The sequence below is a fragment of the Duncaniella dubosii genome (genome assembly GCF_004803915.1).
In the GTDB taxonomy this organism is placed as follows: Bacteria; Bacteroidota; Bacteroidia; order Bacteroidales; family Muribaculaceae; genus Duncaniella; species Duncaniella dubosii.
Genome location: NZ_CP039396.1, coordinates 3038314 through 3060813 on the forward strand (window position 1 = coordinate 3038314; position 22500 = coordinate 3060813).

The 22500-nt window shown below is 48.0% G+C and carries 16 protein-coding genes and 2 pseudogenes; 10 read left to right on the top strand and 8 right to left on the bottom strand.

What is annotated here, in order from left to right:
- Nucleotides 1-14: 14 nt before the first annotated feature.
- Together E7747_RS13585 and E7747_RS13590 are read right to left on the bottom strand one after the other, a co-directional pair.
- Nucleotides 15-3101 (bottom strand): efflux RND transporter permease subunit, encoded by a 3087-nt coding sequence (locus tag E7747_RS13585; RefSeq protein WP_136416544.1) that lies wholly within the window; start codon nt 3099-3101, stop codon nt 15-17.
- A gap of 32 nt (nt 3102-3133) precedes the next feature.
- Nucleotides 3134-4282 carry an efflux RND transporter periplasmic adaptor subunit gene (locus E7747_RS13590; RefSeq protein ID WP_136416546.1) on the bottom strand — a complete coding sequence of 383 codons (1149 nt, stop codon included), beginning with the start codon at nt 4280-4282 and terminating at the stop codon, nt 3134-3136.
- A gap of 214 nt (nt 4283-4496) precedes the next feature.
- Here E7747_RS13590 and E7747_RS13595 point away from each other — a divergent pair, with 214 nt between their 5' ends.
- Genes E7747_RS13595 through E7747_RS16670 form a run of 4 tightly spaced genes read left to right on the top strand, consistent with a single transcriptional unit; the run spans nt 4497 to nt 8343 of the window.
- Nucleotides 4497-5267, top strand: a complete 771-nt coding sequence (locus tag E7747_RS13595) for an alpha/beta fold hydrolase (RefSeq protein WP_136416548.1) — start codon at nt 4497-4499, stop codon at nt 5265-5267.
- Nucleotides 5268-5309: 42 nt separating this feature from the next.
- Entirely contained in the window at nt 5310-6896 is a 1587-nt protein-coding gene (locus E7747_RS13600) for a UDP-N-acetylmuramoyl-tripeptide--D-alanyl-D-alanine ligase (protein ID WP_123614412.1), read from the top strand.
- A gap of 56 nt (nt 6897-6952) precedes the next feature.
- The gene (locus E7747_RS13605) at nt 6953-8152 is read left to right on the top strand and encodes a D-alanine--D-alanine ligase family protein (RefSeq protein WP_136416550.1); all 1200 of its coding nucleotides are present in this window, start codon (nt 6953-6955) and stop codon (nt 8150-8152) included.
- Nucleotides 8153-8166: 14 nt separating this feature from the next.
- A complete protein-coding gene (locus tag E7747_RS16670) occupies nt 8167-8343 on the top strand; it encodes a hypothetical protein (protein WP_168185352.1) in 177 nt (58 codons plus the stop codon).
- Nucleotides 8344-8364: 21 nt separating this feature from the next.
- On the opposite strand, the gene rlmH is transcribed toward E7747_RS16670, so the two are convergent.
- On the bottom strand, nt 8365-8838 hold the full coding sequence (gene rlmH / locus E7747_RS13610; protein ID WP_136416552.1) for a 23S rRNA (pseudouridine(1915)-N(3))-methyltransferase RlmH: 474 nt from the start codon (nt 8836-8838) through the stop codon (nt 8365-8367).
- Between the two features lie 35 nt (nt 8839-8873).
- Between rlmH and nadC the strand changes: the two genes are divergently transcribed.
- The gene (gene nadC / locus E7747_RS13615; protein WP_136416554.1) at nt 8874-9722 is read left to right on the top strand and encodes a carboxylating nicotinate-nucleotide diphosphorylase; all 849 of its coding nucleotides are present in this window, start codon (nt 8874-8876) and stop codon (nt 9720-9722) included.
- A 41-nt stretch (nt 9723-9763) separates the two neighbouring features.
- On the opposite strand, the gene E7747_RS13620 is transcribed toward nadC, so the two are convergent.
- Nucleotides 9764-10402, bottom strand: coding sequence for an HAD family hydrolase (locus tag E7747_RS13620; protein ID WP_136416556.1), 639 nt, complete (start codon nt 10400-10402; stop codon nt 9764-9766).
- Between the two features lie 197 nt (nt 10403-10599).
- On the opposite strand from E7747_RS13620, the pseudogene purL reads away from it, so the two are divergent.
- The 4 genes and pseudogenes from purL (at nt 10600) to E7747_RS13640 (ending at nt 18046) form a co-directional block, all read left to right on the top strand.
- Nucleotides 10600-14300: pseudogene (gene purL / locus E7747_RS13625) on the top strand (phosphoribosylformylglycinamidine synthase).
- 127 nt (nt 14301-14427) lie between these two features.
- Entirely contained in the window at nt 14428-15300 is an 873-nt protein-coding gene (locus E7747_RS13630; RefSeq protein ID WP_136416557.1) for an electron transfer flavoprotein subunit beta/FixA family protein, read from the top strand.
- 8 nt (nt 15301-15308) lie between these two features.
- A complete protein-coding gene (locus E7747_RS13635) occupies nt 15309-16334 on the top strand; it encodes an electron transfer flavoprotein subunit alpha/FixB family protein (protein ID WP_123614419.1) in 1026 nt (341 codons plus the stop codon).
- 8 nt (nt 16335-16342) lie between these two features.
- Complete coding sequence (locus tag E7747_RS13640; RefSeq protein ID WP_123614420.1) at nt 16343-18046, top strand: acyl-CoA dehydrogenase family protein; 1704 nt, start codon at nt 16343-16345, stop codon at nt 18044-18046.
- A gap of 85 nt (nt 18047-18131) precedes the next feature.
- Here the strand turns inward: E7747_RS13640 and galE are convergent.
- The 4 genes and pseudogenes from galE to E7747_RS13660 all read right to left on the bottom strand — a co-directional run bounded on the left by galE (nt 18132) and on the right by E7747_RS13660 (nt 21715).
- Nucleotides 18132-19162: pseudogene (gene galE / locus E7747_RS13645) on the bottom strand (UDP-glucose 4-epimerase GalE).
- A gap of 17 nt (nt 19163-19179) precedes the next feature.
- Entirely contained in the window at nt 19180-20139 is a 960-nt protein-coding gene (locus E7747_RS13650; protein ID WP_136416559.1) for a GNAT family N-acetyltransferase, read from the bottom strand.
- Nucleotides 20140-20199: 60 nt separating this feature from the next.
- A complete protein-coding gene (locus tag E7747_RS13655) occupies nt 20200-21036 on the bottom strand; it encodes a 1-acyl-sn-glycerol-3-phosphate acyltransferase (protein ID WP_136416561.1) in 837 nt (278 codons plus the stop codon).
- Nucleotides 21026-21715, bottom strand: coding sequence for an RluA family pseudouridine synthase (locus tag E7747_RS13660; protein WP_136416563.1), 690 nt, complete (start codon nt 21713-21715; stop codon nt 21026-21028). The genes E7747_RS13655 and E7747_RS13660 overlap by 11 nt, the downstream gene beginning before the upstream one ends.
- 119 nt (nt 21716-21834) lie before the next feature.
- Here E7747_RS13660 and ruvA point away from each other — a divergent pair, with 119 nt between their 5' ends.
- Complete coding sequence (gene ruvA, locus E7747_RS13665) at nt 21835-22428, top strand: Holliday junction branch migration protein RuvA (protein ID WP_123614425.1); 594 nt, start codon at nt 21835-21837, stop codon at nt 22426-22428.
- Nucleotides 22429-22500 lie beyond the last annotated feature (72 nt).

A 22500-nucleotide genomic window follows, 5' to 3' on the forward strand; every position in this document is an offset into this window, starting at 1 on the left:
TTTAATTTGTTATTTTAATTATTCGTATTTTCTTTTCGGTTGATATAGCGATAAACAAGAGGTACGATAAAGATATTGAGGACGGTTGATGTCAGCAATCCTCCAAGAATGACAATAGCCAGAGGAGACTGGATCTCATTACCGGGTTTATCCCCGTTGACAGCCAGCGGAATCAAAGCGAGAGCCGAACTTAGCGCTGTCATCAGAATCGGGTTGAGACGGTCGGAAGACCCGAGCATGACACGCTCACGCAGCACCATGCCTTCAGCACGCAGCTGATCATAACGCGACATGAGAAGCATGCCGTTGCGCGTCGTGATTCCGAGTAATGAGATGAAACCTATGATAGCCGGAATATTGAGTTCACCGCCGGTCACTCGCAGCAAAATTACGCCTCCGATAATAGCCAAAGGCATGTTCAGAAGGATAACGAGCGACTGGCTGACGCTATGATACTGCCCGTAAAGAAGCAAAAATATGACAATCAGTGCGACGATCGACACAAGAGCGAGCGTTGCAGAAGCCTTGGCCTCATTTTCAAATTGACCGCCATAAGTAATGAAATAGCCTTCCGGAAGCGAAATGTCGGATTCTATTTCCTTTCGGATATCATCGACAGTGCCTCGAAGATCTCGTTCGGAGACATTGGCGGAGATGACGATTCTACGACTGACATTCTCTCGGTTGATTGTGTTAGGACCGGTAGCGGAAACAATTTCCGCAAGTTCACTGAGAGGGACTTTACCCTTGGATGTATCAATCATGAGGTCGGAGATGTCATCTATCGAGCTTCGGCTGTCAGGAGCCATACGGAGTGTCAGGTCATAAGGAAATCCATTTTCATAGACCTGCGACACCTTTTCGCCGGCAAGCGCCACATTGATGAAATCGGCAAATTCGCCTATGGTGACACCATAGTAGACAAGCATGTCGCGTTTCGGACGAATGTCGAGCTGCGGGCGTTCTACCTGCTGCTCGATATTGACATCAACAACACCGGGCACATCCGAAATGAGATGTTTTATCCGATTGCCGATATTATATAGTTTGGCAAGATCATCGCCAAAAAGCTTTATTGCGATCTGAGCCTCAGTGCCGGAAAGCATAGCGTCAATGCGATGGGAAATAGGTTGTCCTATCTCTATATTGACTCCCGGCAGATGTGAGAGCTTATGGCGAAGGTCGGCAAGCAGCTCATTGCGCGAACGGCCGTTGTCAAGGGTATATGGAGCTTCAATTTCAGAGACATTCACACCAAGAGAATGCTCGTCAAGTTCCGCACGGCCTGTCTTTCGGGCCGTGAGTTCTATTTCAGGCATCGAGAGGATAATTTTTTCAGCTTCTCGTCCAAGCCTGTCGCTTTCTTCGAGCGATATGCCTGGCAAAGCGCTCACGTTGATGGTCAAAGATCCCTCGTTGAATGATGGCAGGAAACTTCGGCCGAGCGTGAAGAAAATGCCGACTGATATGGCAAAAAGAATCGCAGTCGAAATAAAAATCAGTTTTGCATGACCGAGCGACCATGAAAGAGCCTTTTCGTATGCGACACGGAGTGCCCGCGCAAATTTCGGTTCTCGGTCAAGAGCTTTCATCGCTTTTTTGCTTCCGAGCAGGAATGAACAGAGAACTGGTGTCACTGTAAGCGCCACGATTGTGGACGCGACCAATGCGACTATAAATGAAATTCCTAATGGCTTCAACATCTTTCCCTCCATTCCGTCAAGGAAGAAAAGTGGGAGGAAGCTGGCCATGATAATGAGCGAAGAATTAAAAATCGGCAGACGAACCTCCTTAGAGGCATCGTAGACAATCGTAAGCACAGATTCGCCACTGCGATGGCGCTCGCGCAATCGTTTATAGACATTCTCAACATCGACTATCGCATCATCTACAAGCGAGCCAATCGCTATTGCTATACCTCCGAGACTCATAGTGTTTATGGTCAGACCGAGGAAATGCAGCACAAGAACTGTCACTATGATCGACAGAGGAAGTGCCACAAGCGAAATGACGGTTGTGCGCAGGTTCATAAGGAAGAAGAACAGCACAACAATCACAAAAATCGCTCCGATGAAAAGAGACTCCTGAAGATTTCCGATAGACGTGGATATGAAATCTGACTGGCGGAAAATATCGGTGTTCACTTTAACGTCTGCAGGCAGCGTCGAGCGAATCTGCGACAGACTCGATTCGATTTCATCTGTCAGGTTGATTGTGCCGACAGCCGGCTGTTTTGTAACGGTCACGAGGACGGCTGGCTGCGAATTGAGAGATGCAGCCCCCAGACGTGGTTCGGCAGCGCCGACTTTGATAGTCGCTATGTCAGAAAGACGTATGGTAGTTCCATCGGCCGTACGGACAAGGGAATTACTCAAGTCATCCACATTCCCGGTAGATATGTCACCTTTTATGATATATTCATTTCCGTGTTCATAAATCACACCTCCAGACGCGTTGGCATTCATTTGCCCTACGGCATCGCGAACCTCCTGCAAACCGACTCCGAAGCGTCGCATCGCTGAAGGATGAAGCAATATCTGATATTCACGGGCGTCACCTCCGATAACACTGACGGAGGCGACACCAGACAGAGACAGCAGACGTGGCCTGATTTGGCGGTCGGCTATGGTCCGTAACTCCTCCTGTGTAGTAAGCGAGTCTGCCGTGAGGCCAATAATCAGAATTTCGCCGAGTATCGAGGATTGAGGTCCAAGGGTCGGTTTCCCGACATTAGGAGGTAAATCACTCTCTATTTCCGAAAGTTTTTCCGATACAATCTGTCGGGCAAGATAGACATCTGTACCCCAGTCAAATTCAACCCATACCGATGACAGGCCCGGAGCAGAAGCCGAACGTACGCGACGGACACCGCTCGCTCCATTGACAGCCGTCTCGACCGGATAAGTTATAACCTTCTCAATCTCTTCGGGAGCCATCCCCGGAGCTTCGGTCATCACAACTACAGTCGGAGCATTAAGATCGGGAAATATGTCGACCTCGGTACGCAAAAGCACAATCATTCCATAAATCAGCAGAACGATTGACATCACTATGACAGCAATTCTGTTGTCAAGTGAGAATTTTATGATTCTGTTGAGCATCTTTAGAGTTCTGAATTATGAAATCAATTATTTTAATGATTATGCGAATGGCCTTCAGGCACGACAGTAGAGGTCTCGGCGAGACGCACGAATGTAGTTCCAGTAGCGACTACAGAATCTCCTTCAGAAATGCCATCAAGGATTTCGACTCGACGACCGTCATTCCGACCGACTTTAACAGGATGCTTCGCATAAGCATGATCCTCGACCTTGACATAAACAAATTTTTCGCCCTGCTGCTCAGATATAGCGCCGGCAGGAACTGTCAGCGCATCAGACCTCTGTGTCCCGACCAGATATACGTCAGCAGGCGTGCCCGGAACGACATCGCCATGATTGTCAAACGAAAAATAAACAGGAAGATAGCCTGGTGTATTATCGGCGGTTGACATAGAGGATGACAGCACCTTTCCGCCTCGATCAGCCAACCGGATAGCTTTGCCGGAAGAATGAGAAGGAATAAAATTGGCAGAGGCTATCCGCGGAAGCATGTCAATGTGGCGTGATGGAAGAAGCGCCTTTAGTGTCAGACGCTGGCTACGCGCCACCGTCGCAATCGGCTGACCGGCTTCTACAAAAGAACCGTCACTGACAAGCAGCTCAGAGACGACACCGGAAATCGGACTTGATGCTCGTCCTGTTGCTGCTGCAGGGCTATAGGCGCTTTTAGCCTCCTCATACGAGCGCAAGGCATCATTATATTCTTTTTTCGTTATAAGGCCATCTTTAAGCAATGGAGTAAGACGGTCAAGTTCTCGTTTCGCAGCGTCAAGAGACACTTTTGCCATCTTGTTGGCATCTCCCCCAGTCATATTTCCTGCGGATATTGAAGCAATAAGTTCTCCGTTTCCGACAGCCTTACCCTGTTCGATACCGGAAACGAGTCTTACAATCCCGGAAGTAGGAGCCGACACGACACTGCGGTCTGTCGCAGCCGGGAGAACCTCGCCTGAAACTTTGACAATCTCACAGAACGGAGTTTTGACCGCAGCTTCGGCCATGACCCCGAAACGCATTGCATCGGCAGGAGACATGACGATTTCATCCTCATGGTCATGTCCTTCCTCTGCCACATTCTCATCATTGGCATCAGAGTGAGAATGTGTACATGACACGGCAACAGTCAATGAAAAGACCGACAGTACAGCCGGAAACAGCTTATAAGCAAAAGGATAACTCATGGTTTGTTAAGAATAAATTTATAACAAGAGTAATTAATAATTGTAGCGTCATCGGACGACGCACAAAATTAATCAAGCCTCTCTCTTGATGTCTTATATAATTCTGGTGATTTCTTGCAAAATTAGCAAACAAATCCGAGGGGCACAAACTTTTTAAACCTGCACATGCAATTATTCACCGCTTTTTCATAATTTTGTAGGTCAAATTTTATTTATGGACAGAGATACGAGGCTTGAAGGGCTGAATCTTCACTACACCGATTCTGAAAAAGGTGAAAAGACCGTCGTTATGATGCACGGCTGGGGTTGCAACCACACCACTCTTGCGTCAATTGAACGCGTGGCATTATCATGCGGCTACCGTGTCATAAATGTCGACTTTCCGGGGTTCGGCGACTCACAAGAACCGAATGATGTGTGGGGGGTCGAAGAATATACGCGCCAGATCGAGGCTTTGACAAAAGAGCTTGGCATAAAGACACCTATAATGCTGGGGCATTCTTTCGGCGGACGTGTAGGCATACTTTACGCATCACGTAATCAGGTGGAGAAACTAATACTTGTCGACGCCGCAGGCATCAAACCCAAACGGTCACTGAAATATTATTGGAAAGTATATTCATTCAAGGCCATCAAAAGGCTGATGTATCTCTTCCTCGGTAAAGAGACCGCAGAAAAGCATCTTGATGCCAGAAGGGCTAAAGCCGGGTCAAGCGACTATGCCAACGCATCGCCTATGATGAGAAGAATACTTTCAAAGGTGGTAAATGAAGATCTGACCGACAAGCTTCAGCATATAAAAGCCCCCACATTATTAATATGGGGGGAGAATGACTCCGCCACCCCACTCTATGACGCAAAAAAAATGGAGCGGCTTATCCCTAATGCAGGTCTCGTGTCATTCCCCGGATGCGGACATTATTCATTTCTCGACAATCCCATGCAATTTGCTGCCGTGTTACGTAGCTTCCTCGGGAACATCTGAAGATTTAAAATAGATTGATAACCAAATCAACATAGCTCAACCATGTTAGCTCTCATTATAATTGCCATTTTACTTACTATAATAAATGTCGTGCTTGAATTCAAGCGCGACTTGATGATGCTTCAGCAGAATTCATATCGCAATGACCGCTATAATCGGTGGCTTTCCTCGTCGCAGGACAGCACATCGACAATGCGTCTCATTTCCGGAGCTGTGGTACTTGCATCGCTTTCCACCCTGTCATTGCCTCTTATTTCCGTTGGTCTGGTTGCCGTAATCTCGATTGTAAACATATTCAACCTTGCAGGGCGGAAATACAAGAAACCGCTGGTAATGACTCCCCGTGCCACCCGCATATTCAGCGTGATGCTCGGACTTGCAGCCATCATAATCGCTGCCGTAACAGTCTTATGCGTATTCCGTGGCTATTCGTTGGATATCGCAGCCTCGACAACTCTCGCGATATATTGTTTCTCTCATGCTTTTGCTATTGCCGCCAACACATTGCTCAAGCCCGTAGAAGCCCGCATCAATCAGAAATATTACGATGATGCAAAACGAATTATCAACGGAATGCCTGATCTAAAAATAATCGGAGTCACCGGCAGCTATGGAAAGACAAGCACAAAACACTATCTAAACCGAATTCTTTCTGAGAAATATGATGTATTGATGACACCCGGAAGCTTCAATACCACTATGGGAGTCATCCGTACGATCCGCGAATATCTCAAGCCTTACAATGAGGTGTTTATTTGCGAAATGGGGGCGAAACAACCGGGAGACATAAAGGAAATCTGCGATCTCGTGCATCCGTCAGTTGGAATTGTCACCGCTGTAGGCGAACAGCATCTTGAATCGTTCAAGACAATTGAAAACGTACAGCGGACAAAATTCGAGCTGGTCGATGCGCTTCCGGCCGACGGACTTGCTATAGTTAACGACGATTTCCCTTTTGTAGCCAACCGCGATGTAGAAAATGTCGAATGTATACGCTATGCCGTTAGCGCCAAAGATGCTGCGCAATACACAGCGGAAGACATCACCTACTCCCCGGGAGGGACATCATTTACCGTTGTGACACCCACAGGAGAACAGTTGGCATTCTCGACTCATTTAGTCGGCGAATGCAATGTGTCAAATCTTCTTGCGGCCATCATCGTAGCGCTGCGCATGAATGTTCCTATTGAAAAAATACGATATGCGGTAGCCAACATCGAGCAAGTCGAACACCGCCTTAACATGAAACGTACTCCCGGCGGGGTAACCATCATCGACGATGCGTTCAACTCCAACCCCACCGGTTCGAAAATGGCTCTTGACGTGTTAAAAATGATGACCGGCGGCAGACGTATCATCGTCACACCCGGCATGATAGAACTTGGCGACAGACAAGAAGAACTCAACAGGAAGTTCGGAGAATCCATCGCCGTTTCAGCAGATATCGCCATAATCGTGGGCACTTATAACCGTGATGCAATAGTCGAAGGAATTGAAAACGTTGACAACGGTATAGCGAAAGTCCACAAAGTCGATTCATTCAATGAAGCACAACAACTTTTGGCGACCATGCTGAAAAGCGGAGATACAATTCTCTACGAAAATGATCTTCCCGACACATTCAAATAAATGTGTCATCTGATAACAGTTGAACAAATATCTTTTTATATCATAAAAACAAGACAATGAAAACCAATATTGGAGTCTTTTTCGGCGGACGCTCTACCGAACATGAAATCTCGGTGATTTCCGCTTCGCAGGCAATGCACGCCATAAATCGCGAAAAATATGACGTCACACCTATATATATATCAAAGCAAGGACGGTTCTATACGGGCGAGGCTCTTTTTGAGATAGCAAACTACCGCGATATTCCCGCTCTGCTTGAAAAATGCGAGGAGGTCTACATCCGTCCTGTTTACGGCGACTACAGTCTATATCGTGCCAAATCTGCCGGTCTGTTCGGAAACAAAGGCCCGGTAACGACGCTTGATGTAGTTATTCCGGTCCTCCACGGATCAAATGTGGAAGACGGAATCTTTGAAGGTGTCCTTGAAACCATCGGAATTCCATATGCAGGATGCGACACTCTTGCAAGCGCCAACGGCATGGACAAGATAACGATGAAAATGATTCTCCGAGAATCAGGCATCCCGGTCATTGACTATGTGTGGTTCACAGACAAGGAATGGTTTGCAAAGCGCGACGAACTGATCGAGAAAATCGAAACCAAAATCGGATATCCGGTTATCGTCAAGCCGGCCAACCTCGGTTCGAGTGTTGGAATAGGCCGTGCCGCAAACCGCGAACAACTCATAGAGAAAGTTGAGGTCGCACAAAAATACACTTCCAGAATCATAGTCGAACACATGGTTGACAATCTGAAGGAAATCAACTGTTCGGTACTTGGCGACTGTGACGAATATCAGTCATCTGTGCTTGAAGAACCTATAAAAAGCGCGGAAATTCTTTCCTACGAGGACAAATACATGGGTGGCACCAAGGGAGCCAAAGGCATGCAGGCATCCCAGAAACGCATTCCCGCCGATCTGCCGGAAGAGATGACAAAAAGAATCCAGTATCTCGCAGGTGAGACTTTCCGAGTGCTGAGCTGTCATGGTGTAAGCCGAATAGATTTCATCGTTGATGATGACAACAATGAAATTTATGTCAACGAAATCAACACAATACCCGGCTCTCTGTCATTCTACCTTTGGGAAGCGACCGGAATTTCTTTTGACAAACTAATGGACAAGCTCGTGCAACTCGCCCTCAAACGCAAACGTGAGGAAGGACAGAAGACCGTCAGCTACGACCAGAATATATTTTCGCTTTCAGGAGGTGCAAAAGGCGGCATAAAAGGAGCAAAAGCCCCGTGCAACTAAAGCGATACAGAACTATGGGAAGTGTCGGTTTCTGGATAGCATATTGCATCGGTTTCGGAATCCTCGGAGGAGGTCTTTATACCTACATGTCAGGGCGTAAAAAAAGGCGCTGGAGTCTTTTTCTCCGCAGCGCCCTGATATATACGGCATTCGCTCTTGCATTCGTCTGGTTCCTCTATCGCGTGGCATAAGCATTGCACATCGGTGGCGTATCAATCATGATGATACGGCTCGCCACGCATGATGGTCATGGCGCGGTAAATCTGTTCCATGAAAAAAAGACGAACCATTTCGTGTGTGAACGTCATGCGTGACAACGACAGCTTTGAATCGGCACGTTCGTAGACCTCGTTCGAGAAACCGTATGGGCCACCGATGACAAACACCAGACGTTTTATGCCCTGCACCATACGTCGCTCAATCATCGATGAAAACTCTCTTGAAGTAAGCTCCTTGCCTCTCTCGTCGAGCAGAGTGACAATATCTCCCGGCTGAAGAGCCGCAATGATACTCCGCCCCTCCTGCTGTTTCTGGGCATCCTCTGACAGAGCCTTCGATGATTTAACGTCTGGAATCACAATCAGTTCTGTAGGTACATAGCGGTTAGCCCGTTTCAGGAATTCCTCTACACCGCAAGCCACATAACCGGTGGATGTCTTTCCGACAGCTATAATAACTATTTTCATTTTGACTATTAAGATTGTAATTTAAAGAAAAGGATATGAAAACAAAAGACGAACTTATCGACGACCTGCTGACACTTGCTTTCGCTGAAGATGTCGGTGACGGAGACCATACAACCTTAAGCACCATCCCGGCTAACGAACGCGGAGTGCAGCGTCTCATCATCAAGGAAGAAGGAATACTTGCCGGAGTAGACATCGCACGCAAAGTGTTCGAAAAGTTTGATCCGGAACTTAAGATGACCGTATATATCAACGACGGTGCTCATGTGAAACCGGGCGACATTGCGTTTGAGGTAGAAGGAAGCGTTCGCTCGCTGTTACAGACAGAGCGCGTGATGCTAAATATCATGCAGCGAATGAGTGGCATCGCCACCCAGACAGCCAAATACCAGCAGCGTCTCGAAGGTCTCAAGACAAAAGTGCTTGACACACGTAAGACAACTCCAGGCCTACGCATGCTTGAAAAGGAGGCTGTGCGTATAGGTGGAGGCTGCAACCATCGCATCGGACTCTTTGACATGATTCTAATAAAGGACAATCACGTTGATTTTGCCGGTGGAATCAAGCAGGCTGTGGACGCAGCACGGAAATATTGCGCAGAAAAAGGCAAGGATCTGAAAATCGAGCTTGAAGTCCGTAACGAGGATGAGATTCGTCAGGCTCTTGAAGCCGGAGTAGACCGAATCATGCTTGATAATTTCACTCCGGATCGCACACGTGAGGCAGTAGAACTGATAAACGGGCGCACGGAAATTGAATCATCCGGAGGAATTACTCTCGACACATTGCGTGCCTATGGCGAATGTGGAGTTGATTTCATATCCGTAGGAGCACTGACCCACTCGGTCAAGGGTCTCGACATGAGCTTCAAGGCTGTGAAATGAGAAATTCACCGGCAACTTGTCAAATTGCCGGTGAATATGTTTCATTCACGTTTGACATCAAGCATATCTTCAACTGTAAAGCCTGCAAAATCATCAATGATTTTGTGGGCTTTACCTTTTAGACGTGAGCGTGGATTGGTGGTGGCAAGCCCGATAACAGTAGCCCCTGAACTCATACCGGCCTGAAGCCCCTGAAGAGAGTCCTCGAACACATAACAATCCTCGATAGGCACGCCTATCAGCTGCGCCCCTGTCAGATAGCCCTCCGGGTCAGGCTTGCTGCGCTTAACCATTGAGCCGGTAACAAGTCCGCTCAACATCCGGCGCAAATCAGAGTGAGCGGCAAAAAGATATCCCATCTTCACATCATCGCTGCTTGTCACAACGGCAAAAGGAATTTCCAGCTCGCGCAGACGAGCAAGAAATGCTTCGACACCGGCAATCCACGGATATTTCATATTCTGCTCGTAAGTATGAAGCTCATCCACGATTCCTTCGCGTGCTTCTTCGGGAAATGGCTGAAGTATTTCACCGAGAGTCGTACCCTTTATGTCTGCTGCAAAGGTTTCACCACCGACATTGAATCTTCGCCCCATAGGGCCCCAGAAATTAGAATATTCGCCTTCGCTGTCCACAAGAACACCGTCAAGGTCAAACAAAACTCCTATTTTTCTTTTCATAGATTTTAATTTACTTAAGATTTCGCCAAAAGAATATGGCGTATAGAAATTTGATGTCACAAAGTTACTACAAATTCTCTAAATAGCCTTCATCTCTTGGTGATATGGGAGATTTATCGTAACTTTGTTGCGAAGAATGCCCCTCTCAGCGCACTCTTTAAATCAAGAAATTCACTCCATTCATTGCATATTTCACTATGGTCGTATTTTTCAAAAAAGGTGCAAACCTTATTTACGCCGTTGAAACCAGCCATAAGTTTTCAGAAGAAGAAAACGAGAAACTTCGCTGGCTTTTCGACGGAGCAACGCCTCTCGCCTCAACCTCGGTAAAAGGACGCTTCATCGGCCCTCGCAAAGAGATGATAACCCCGTGGAGCACCAATGCGGTCGAAATTACCCAGAACATGGGTCTTGAAGGAATCACCCGCATAGAGGAATTCCACCGTGTGGCTACCGAAGAACCGACGTTTGACAAAATGCTGTCGCGACTCTACGACGGTCTTAATTCAAAGGTGTTCACAACCTCGGCAACGGCAGCTCCAATCGAGCATATAGCCGACATCAGTGAGTATAACAAACGTGAGGGCCTTGCTCTGAGCGCAGAGGAAGAAGATTATCTCCGTGACCTTGCAAAACGCCTCGGCCGTCCCCTCACCGATAGTGAAGTGTTTGGTTTCTCTCAGGTCAACAGCGAACATTGCCGCCACAAAATTTTCAACGGCTCATTTGTCATTGACGGAGAAGAGAAACCTCTTTCTTTATTCAAGCTTATTAAAAAGACCTCTCAGGTCAATCCAAACAAGCTCGTTTCGGCGTATAAGGACAACGTTGCGTTTGTCGAAGGCCCGACAGTAGCTCAGTTCTACCCCACTCATCCTGAACGTTCCGACTTCTTTGAAGTACGTGATCTGCCGACCGTACTTTCTCTAAAGGCCGAAACACATAACTTCCCCACCACGGTCGAGCCGTTCAATGGCGCAGCAACCGGCAGCGGTGGTGAAATCCGCGACCGTCTCGGCGGAGGCCGTGCCAGTCTTCCACTCGCAGGTACAGCCGTTTACATGACTTCATACCCTCGTCTTGGAAACTATCCTTGGGAACTTATGATGAATCCCCGTGCTTGGCTCTATCAGACTCCTGCTGAAATTCTGATAAAAGCCTCCAACGGAGCATCTGATTTTGGCAACAAGTTCGGACAGCCTCTCATCTGTGGTTCACTCCTCACATTCGAGCATGATGAAAATGGCAAAATGTATGCCTACGACAAGGTAATCATGCTCGCCGGCGGTGTCGGATATGCAGCCTCAAAGGATGCGATCAAGGGTGTTCCCGAGGCCGGCGAAGCTGTCGTCGTAATGGGTGGCGACAACTACCGTATCGGCATGGGCGGAGGCGCAGTGTCATCAGTAGAAACCGGACAATACGCATCAGGCATCGAGCTCAACGCCGTTCAGCGCGCCAACCCCGAAATGCAGAAGCGTGTGTCAAACGTAATCCGTGCGCTCGCAGAAAATGACAACAACCCGATTGTCTCTATTCATGACCACGGCGCTGGCGGCCACCTCAATGCCCTTTCCGAACTCGTCGAAGAGACAGGCGGTAAGATTGAAATCGGCAGCCTTCCTATCGGAGACCATACACTTTCGTCAAAAGAAATCATCGGCAACGAAAGTCAGGAACGCATGGGTATGGTGCTCAAGAAAGAAGACATTGACTTCGTGCGCACCATCGCCGACCGTGAACGCGCTCCGATGTATGTCGTAGGTGAAACCACAGGTGACCATCGCTTCGTATTCGAACAGAAAGACGGTGTGAAACCTATCGACCTCGCCATGACCGATATGTTCGGCTCATCTCCAAAGACAACACTTGTCGACAATACCGTTGTCAATTCATATACCGACGGCGAATATAATGAAGAGGATATCGAACGCTACACTGCGTCGGTACTCAGCCTTGAAGCCGTTGCCTGCAAAGACTGGCTGACAAATAAAGTAGACCGTTCCGTGACAGGTAAAATCGCCCGCCAGCAATGTCAGGGTGAAATCCAGCTCCCGCTTAGCGACTGTGGAGTTGTGGCTCTTGACTATAGCGGCACAAAGGGTATTGCAACATCAATCGGACATGCGCCTCAAGTAGCCCTTATAGACTCTGCCAAAGGCTCTGTAATGGCTGTTGCGGAAGCACTGACAAACATTGTGGCCACACCGTTGTCTGATGGCATCAAGGGCCTTTCGCTTAGTGCGAACTGGATGTGGCCTTGCAAGAATCCGGGAGAGGATGCAGCTCTCTATCGTGCGGTAGAAGCATGTTCGGATTTCGCATGCAAACTCGGAGTCAATATCCCCACCGGTAAGGATTCTCTATCGATGACACAGAAATATGGTGCCGACAAAGTATATGCACCCGGCACAGTCATCATTTCGGCTGCCAGCGAAGTAAGCGATGTCCGCAAGACTCTCAGCCCGGTACTCGGAAAGAAAGGTTCTATACTTTATTATATAGACTTCTCGTCAGACAGCCTCAAACTCGGGGGTCGGCACTTGCACAGACACAAGGCAAACTCGGCTCGGAAGCTCCGACAGTCACCGATACCGAAGCATTTGTCAAGACGTTTGAGACAGTACAGAAACTTGTGAAACAAGGCAAGCTGATGGCAGCCCACGACGTGTCAGCCGGTGGTCTGGTCACCACACTCCTTGAAATGGCGTTTGCAAACACCGACGGAGGAATAGAACTCGACACCACAGGATTTGAGACACTCGGAGAGACAGATCTTGTCAAGATTCTGTTTGCAGAAAATCCCGCGCTTGTCGCACAGGTTGAAGCTGCCAAAACAGCATCTGTCGACGAAATTCTCACTAAAGCAGGCATCCGTTTCTGCCAAATCGGTGCTCCGACCACGGAACGTACACTGATTATCAACCACAACGGAACACAGCGTCTGCTTGGCATCGACCATCTGCGTGATGTCTGGTTCCACACCAGCTATCTCATGGATGCCATCCAGAGCGGAGAAAAATGTGCCCGCAGCCGTTTCGAGAATTACAAGAAACAGCCTATCCGCTACCGTTTCCCCTCTAAATATGACGGCAAACTTGAATCAAGAGGCATCAGCCTCCGTCGTGAGGGTCACGGTGACCGCGTCAAGGCTGCAATTATACGCGAAAAGGGTGTGAACGGCGACCGCGAAATGGCCTACTCGCTTTATCTTGCCGGCTTCGATGTTAAGGATGTCCACATGACCGACCTGATGAGCGGACGCGAAAATCTTGAGGATGTCAACATGATAGTATTCTGCGGTGGCTTCTCCAACTCCGACGTACTCGGTTCAGCCAAGGGCTGGGCTTCAGGCTTCCTTTGGAATGAAAACGCAATGCGCGCTCTCAAAAACTTCTATGCCCGCGAAGACACACTTTCACTCGGTATATGCAACGGTTGCCAGCTCATGATTGAACTCAACCTCATAAATCCCGAGCACCCGAAGAAAACCAAGATGCTTCACAACGACAGCCATAAGTTCGAGTCACAGTTCCTCGGGGTGACAATCCCTGAGAACAACTCAGTGATGTTCGGTTCACTGTCAGGCAGCAAGCTCGGAATCTGGGTTGCACACGGTGAAGGCAAATTCAATCTGCCGATGGCTATGAGCGACTATAATGTCGTGGCCAAGTATAATTACAACGCATATCCGGCTAATCCTAACGGGTCACGCGGAGCAGTAGCCGGTATATGTTCGGCTGACGGCCGTCACCTTGCGATGATGCCACACCTTGAAAGAGCAATCTTCCCGTGGCAATGCGGATTCTATCCGTCCACACGTAAATCAGATCAGGTAACACCTTGGATCGATGCCTTTATCAATGCCCGCAAATGGGTAGAGGAAAAGGTTAAATAAACAACCTTGATAAATTTTCGATGACTCTTCAAAATCGGATAACAAGCCCCCGATTTTGGAGAGTCGTTCGGAAAAATATGATAGCAATTACCAATCTAATAACCCATCTATTTATTACAAACCAATTATGAGTCTTAACATCATCGTGCTCGCCAAGCAGGTACCCGATACCCGCAACGTGGGTAAGGATGCAATGAAGGAGGACGGCACAATCAATCGCGCAGCACTGCCGGCCATCTTCAACCCGGAGGACCTCAATGCCCTCGAACAAGCTCTCCGTCTCAAGGACAGCCATCCCGGTTCAACAGTAACACTCCTCACAATGGGTCTACCCCGTGCGTCAGAAATCATCCGCGAGGCTATTTATCGCGGAGCAGACGGCGGTATCGTACTCACTGACCGAGTTCTCGGAGGTGCCGACACTCTCGCCACGTCCTACTCGCTCGCACAGGCAGTTAAAAAGTTCGGCAACTACGACATCATCCTCGGCGGCCGTCAGGCTATCGACGGTGACACCGCACAGGTAGGTCCTCAGATCGCAGAGAAGCTTGGCATCCCTCAGATTACATACGCTGAAGAAATACTTAACCTTTCAGACGGACACGTCACTGTAAAACGCCGTCTTGAAAATGGAGTGGAAACTGTGAAAGCACCTCTACCCTGTGTCGTTACTGTCAATGGTTCAGCCCCCGACTGCCGTCCTCGCAACGCAATGCGCGTACAGAAATACAAATACGCCGCTTCACCGAGCGAGGCTGTGAAACTCAGCGAAGAGCGCAAGGCTCTTCTCGAAAAACGTCCCTATCTTAATCTTCAGGAATGGAGCGCAGCATACGTCGATGCCGACCCGGCACAGATCGGTCTGCCCGGCTCTCCTACAAAAGTAAAAGCTATCGAAAACGTCGTATTTACCGCCAAGGACTGTCGCGTCATCACCGACAACGATGCTGAAATCGAAGATCTCGTAAAGGAACTCATCACTAACCATACAATCGGATAAGCAGCACTATGGACCAGAACAACTTAATAGTATATCTCGAATTTGAGGACGGTCGCGTGGCCGACGTCAGCCTCGAACTTCTGACCAAAGGCCGAGTGCTTGCCTCTCGTCTTGGCGTAAAACTTGAAGCAATTGTCATCGGTGATGACCTTACCGGCGTTGAGCAGCAGGTGTTCCCCTATGGAGTCGACCGTCTTTACAAAGTTTCCGACAAGCGGCTTTATCCATATACATCGAATCCTCATTCTGCAGTTCTCATCAACCTTTTCCGAGAAATCAAGCCTCAGGCCTGTCTCATGGGCGCTACCTGCATTGGTCGTGACCTCGGTCCGCGTGTTAGCTCCTGTCTTCACAGCGGTCTGACAGCTGATTGTACAGCACTTGAAATCGGCGACCATACAGATCCCAAGACCGGCAAAGAATACAAAGACCTTCTTCTCCAGATCCGCCCGGCATTCGGAGGCAACATCGTGGCAACAATCGTCAACCCCGAATGTCGTCCGCAGATGGCCACTGTGCGTGAAGGTGTGATGAAGAAAGAAGTATTCGATCCCGATTACAAGGGTGAAGTTGTCGAGCTTGATGCCAACAAATATGTTTCGGATGAAGATTTCGTTGTTGAAATCCTTGACCGGCATATTGAAAAATCGAAAATCAACATCAAGAACTCCCCTATTATCGTTGCCGGAGGTTATGGCGTAGGCTCTAAGGAGAACTTCCAGCTTCTCCACGAACTCGCCGATACTCTTGGTGCGGAAGTGGGAGCATCACGCGCGGCAGTCGATGCTGGCTTTACCGAACATGCGCGTCAGATTGGCCAGACAGGTGTGACCGTACGCCCCAAGCTCTATATCGCATGCGGTATCTCAGGACAAATCCAACATATCGCCGGTATGCAGGACAGCTCCATCATCATATCAATCAACAATGATCCGGCTGCTCCGATCAACACAATCGCCGACTATGTAATCACAGGCAACCTTGAGGAAGTCGTTCCTAAACTGATCAAATACTACAAGAAAAATTCCAAATAAGCAGACCAATGGCTAATTTTTATACTGACAATCCCGATCTCAAGCACCATCTGACCCATCCGCTGATGGAAAAGATTGTCGCTTTGAAAGAACGCAACTATACAGACGCCGAGAAATTCGACTACGCTCCTCTTGACTACGCAGACGCACAGGACAGCTACGATAAAGTACTTGAAATCGTAGGAGAAATTTGCGGTGACATTATTGCTCCTAATGCAGAAGATGTCGACCATCAGGGACCACGTGTCGAGGACGGCCGTGTCATTTATGCAGACAAGACCAAGGAAAATCTTGATGCCTGCCGCAAGGCCGGTCTAATGGGCATGGCGATGCCACGTCGCTTCGGAGGTCTCAATTTCCCTATTACCCCCTACATCATGGCCGCAGATATTGTCAGCCGTGCCGACACTGGATTTGAGAACCTCTGGGGTCTTCAGGACTGCGCAGAAACCATCTATGAGTTTGCTGATGAAGCTCAGAAAGAGAAGTTTATCACCCGTGTATGTCAGGGCGAGACCATGTCGATGGACCTCACCGAGCCCGATGCCGGTTCTGACCTCCAGAGCGTAATGCTGAAAGCCACCGAACAGCCCGACGGCACATGGCTGCTCAACGGTGTCAAGCGCTTTATTACCAACGGCGACAGTGACATCCACCTTGTGCTTGCCCGTTCTGAAGCAGGGACAAAGGACGGTCGTGGCCTCTCAATGTTCATCTATGACAAACGTGACGGAGGCGTGAACGTCCGCCGTATTGAAAACAAGATGGGTATCAAGGGATCGCCCACCTGTGAACTTACATATAAGAATGCAAAGGCTGTACTTTGTGGCTCGCGCCGTCTCGGTCTCATCAAATATGTGATGGCTCTTATGAACGGAGCGCGTCTCGGTATCGCCGCACAGAGCGTCGGTGTCAGCGAACTCGCATACCGCGAAGCCCTCGCCTATGCCAAGGATCGCAAGCAGTTCGGTAAGGCCATCATTGAGTTCCCGGCTGTCTACGAAATGCTCTCCGTGATGAAAGCAAAGCTTGATGCCTCTCGTTCGCTTCTCTACGCATGCGCACGCTATGTGGACATCTATAAAATATATGATGATATTGCAAAAGAACGCACTCTCACGCCTGAGGAGCGCAAAGAGTCGAAACACTACAGCCGTCTGGCCGATGCGCTGACTCCGCTTGCAAAAGGTATGGGCAGTGAATATTGCAATCAGAATGCCTATGACTGCATCCAGATTCACGGAGGTTCAGGCTTCATGAAGGATTATGCCTGCGAACGCATATATCGCGACGCGCGCATCACCTCAATCTACGAGGGAACTACCCAGCTTCAAGTTGTTGCCGCTATTCGCCACGTCACCACCGGCACTTATCTCAATCTCATCAACGAGTATAATGCAGAAGAGGTGAAACCGGAACTGCAGGGACTCAAGGACCGTCTTGTAGCCATGACCCAGCGTTATGCAAAGGCAGTGGAAACAGTGACTGCTGTCGATGATTCCGCATACGGTGATTTCATGGCACGTCGTCTTGTTGAAATGGCAGGTGTCATCGTCATGGGTTATCTCCTTCTTCTCGATGCAAACCGCAATGACAGTTTCAAGCGTTCTGCCGAGGTCTACACCAACCTTGCACAGGCCGAAGTCACAAAGCATTCAGATTTCATTGCAAACTTCAATCCCGCTGAAGTAGCAATCTATAAGGTGGATTAATCCAACATCAAATCAACAAAACAGCGACACCCGTCGGTCAATCCGGCGGGTGTCACTTAATATAATGTAACGGGAGTTTACAAGATCACATCACCCCTCTTTCACGGAGTTTAAGCTGCCATGCCCATGCTGAACGCATTGTATCGGCGAGAGTAGAAGTAGCCTTCCATCCAAGAACCTCATTGGCGTATGTCGGATCTGCCCATACTTTTTCGATATCACCTGCGCGACGTCCTACAATCTTGTAAGGAACTTTGACACCGGTAGATTCTTCGAAGGTGTTGATAAGTTCAAGTACAGAAACACCGTTGCCGGTACCGAGATTGAAAATTTCAATCTTATCTTCACTTTTGTCCTCAAGCATACGCTTAACAGCAATCACATGAGCCTGCGCAAGATCGACAACATTGATATAGTCACGGATACATGAACCATCTGGTGTGTTATAGTCATCGCCAAACACGCTCAGTTCCTTACGGATTCCGATTGCCGTCTGAGTCAGATATGGAATCAGGTTCTGAGGAACACCATTGGGGAGTTCACCGATTTCTGCCGAAGGATGCGCCCCGACCGGGTTGAAATAACGCAGGATAACGCTCTTGAAAGGAGCACCGGCGTTGATGACATCGGTAATTATTTCTTCTGATATCTGCTTTGTATTGCCGTAGGGAGAAGTCGCTTTTTTATCGGAGACTGTTCTGTGACAGGATTTACATCCGGCTCTCCATAAACAGTGCACGATGACGAGAACACTATTCCCTTGACACCGTTGGATGCCATAAGATCAAGAAGATTGAGAAGTGTGTTCAGATTGTTACGATAATAAAGAATAGGTTTCTGCATGCTTTCGCCGACAGCCTTGGATGCGGCAAAATTAATGATGCCTTTTATGTCGGGATATTCGGCAAAAAGTTTTTTAAGCACTTCTATGTCGGTGCAGTCACCTTCCACAAAGTCAGGACGTGTCCCCGTGATACGTTCTATACCGTCGAGAACTTCACGATTGGAATTGGAGAGGTCATCTATGATTACCACAGAGTAACCTGCTTTCTGGAGCTCTACCACAGTGTGCGAGCCGATGTAACCGGTTCCGCCAGTAACTAAAATTCTGTCCATTTTATAAAGATGTTAGTTTAAAACTGTTCAGTCTGGATACCTTCGGATGAAGGATGATACGATCCGATATGACGCTGTTTCTTTTCCTCGAAGATGTCGGATATGGCGAAAAATATACCGCTTTCCTCAACATCGCCAAACTCATCATTGATGGCTGTCCCAAACATTTTCATTGTCGGCGACAGACTCATGTAGGAGTTGACCAACGGAGGAATGTTGAATCCGAACTCACGGATAGCATGATTGAGAATCTTATAATCTTCCTTGAAGCAAGATCCGACGAAAAGGCGTTCCATCGATTTGCGGTCAATCGTGATTGTACACGGGCTTATCGGCCTGACCAGATTCTCAGTATCAGGGAAGTGCTTATGCAGGAAGTAAAGGATCATATCACGACACTCACGATCATAGTTGGGATACATAGTCATCTTTCCGAAAAGATATTTTATCTCAGGATAGACCACAGTCAGAGCGCCAAGGCCATCCCAAAGATTATCAAGCGCAAAAATTGCTTTCGCACCGGCACGTGAAGACTGGTATTCAAGTCTCACAAACGAACGCCCAAGCTCGATGGTGCTCGGAAGATACTCGTTGATGAACCTGTCGGAAAATTGGAACATGTGACTGGTGGCGATACGAGGCGCTCCATTTTCGTCAAAACGTATATCCTCTCCTATGATAAAACGATAGCCACCAAGAATGAGTTTCGATTCTGGATCCCATACAATCAGCTGACGGCACGGCGGATCCATAAGATCGAATTCGTCAATGTCGCAACTCTTTCCTGTGCCACCACCTGCGGCACGGAACGCGAGTTCCCGGAGACGTCCGATTTCGTTCATTGTCGCTTCACACTCATGTCCGTCAACTATGTATATTTCATTGTGTCCCTTGTTAGTGGGACGCAGAAATCTGTCACGTGTCAGCTCTGCTTCAATCAGAGCACTGTCAATTGGATCTATTATTTTTTCGGTCATGAATCTTGATTCCGTTTTTCGTGTATAAAAACAGCCAAAGCCTGCATTGGAATGGCGTGATTAACGCGGTGCAAGGCTATAGACAGCTTCCCGTAGACAATCAGCCTCGGATTGTGCATATTTTCCACCTCTAAGTGTTTCCCATCGAATAGGATCGCCGATATTGATATCAAATGTTTTACCGGCACTTTTGAACACTTCAGCCGGAAGGCGTACCATCTCGATGTTAAATTTGAGGCCAAGCAGAGTCCTTAGACGTGCAAATTTATAAAAAAAACGGGAATTCTCACCTCCAAAGTGCAAAGGAATTATATCGCGGTGCGATGATATGGCCTTGTTGACAACCATCTTGTTCCATTTCAGGTCGGCAATCACCCCCTCGCCACTCTGTCTCGATACAAGTCCGGCAGGAAACATTAGCATGGGGACATCACTCTCAAAAGCCTCTTCAAGCGAAATTGCCGCCTCACGCGATTGCTTCCCATGCTTATTGACACCAAGAAATATCGGACGCAAAGGTTCAACAAATGTCAGCAAATCGTTTACGACAAATTTCACATCTTTCCGGCCACCATACTGTTCCGAAACCATCGCGGCCAATATCATCCCGTCAAGACCACCAAGAGGATGGTTAGATACGATTATAACCCGTGAATCATTTTCAGGCAACGAACCGTTGACCCTGTATGAGACACCGAGATCATCAATCACGCCACGACAGAAATCGACGCCCGATTTATCAGCATTATGTAAAAGAAGCCTGTTAAGACCGTCCTGACAAATGGCACGCTCAAGCATCTTTATCGCGAATCCCGGGATAAATTTATAGTAACCGGGCATACGCAGACGCAACACTTCGTCAACATCAATCCTCATCGGCGCTTTATCATTTCTCATCCTCGAATTCAATTTTATCAAATGCCTGCCAAAGCGGATCGGAAGGAAGAGGAGCGGTCACATCTATTTCTTTTCCTGAAACCGGATGCGTAAAGCGAATCCGACGTGCCATGAGTGAGATTGACCCGTCAGGATTACTGCGTTTATCGCCATATTTCAAATCTCCTTTTATCGGACAACCTATAGACGAAAGCTGTACCCTGATCTGATGCTTGCGTCCGGTTTCAAGCTTCACTTCTATCAGGTTGTAACGGTCAGAGCATCCCAGCAACCGATAAGTCAGAACCGCCCGCTTTGAGCCGGACCGCTCGGTGAGCGAAGCATAGCTTTTATTATTGCGTTCTGTGGTGGTGATAAAATGAACGAGACGTCCCTCAGCCGGTTCTGGTTTGTTGCGGCTCAAAGCCCAGTAGGTCTTTTCAACCTCACCGTTACGAAACATATCGTTAAGACGAGTCAGTGCTTTCGATGTCTTTGCAAAGACAACCAATCCTCCGACCGGGCGGTCAAGGCGATGAACAACGCCACAAAAAACGTTGCCGGGTTTCCCGTATTTCTCTTTAAACCAATGTTTGAGAGTCTCGACCAACGGTTCGTCACCAGTTTTGTCGCCTTGGACAATCTCTCCCGGAGATTTATTTATTATAATAAGGTGGTTATCCTCGTAGATTACTTCCATGATTTATATTAGTGTCCGATTGCATCGCAAAGTTAGCCGATTTTGGTCTAAAATGGAAATAAAAGAGTAATTTTGTAGACCGAAAGCCGTGAAACCTCACAAAAATAAAAGAATCCATCATGATTGAATATATAAAAGGTGTGGCTACTGAGCTCACGCCGACTTATGCAGTAATCGAAGCCGGACAGATTGGTTATCTGATGAATATATCTCTGCCGACATTCGAAGAAATCCAACGGACAAGCGGAGAGTTGAAAATGCTTGTCCATGAAGTCATCCGCGAGGATGCACACGTCTTATATGGCTTTGTAACTACCGAGGAACGAGATATGTTCCGACTGCTCATCGGGGTTTCAGGTGTCGGACCGGGCACCGCGATTCTCATATTGTCCTCCATACCCGTCAGAGACCTTCAGACAGTCATCTCATCAGGCGATCATTCAATGCTGAAAAACGTAAAAGGGATAGGAGTCAAAACAGCCCAGAGAATAATAGTTGACCTGAAGGATAAAATAAAACCCACAGATGGTACGTTATCATTACAGTCCGACGCATTCAATTCCTATAGCGATGTCTACGACGAAGCGCTTGCAGCGCTCACAGCTCTTGGATTTGTCCGACAGCAATCACAGAAGGTCCTTAAACGGATTTTCGATGCCGATCCTGCTATAAAAGTTGAGACAGCCATAAAGAAGGCCCTGAGCATGATGTAGGCTTCACGACCTATACGGAACTGAAAAAATGCCGAGGACAGCAGATTAACGACATCGTTTGGGAATAAATGT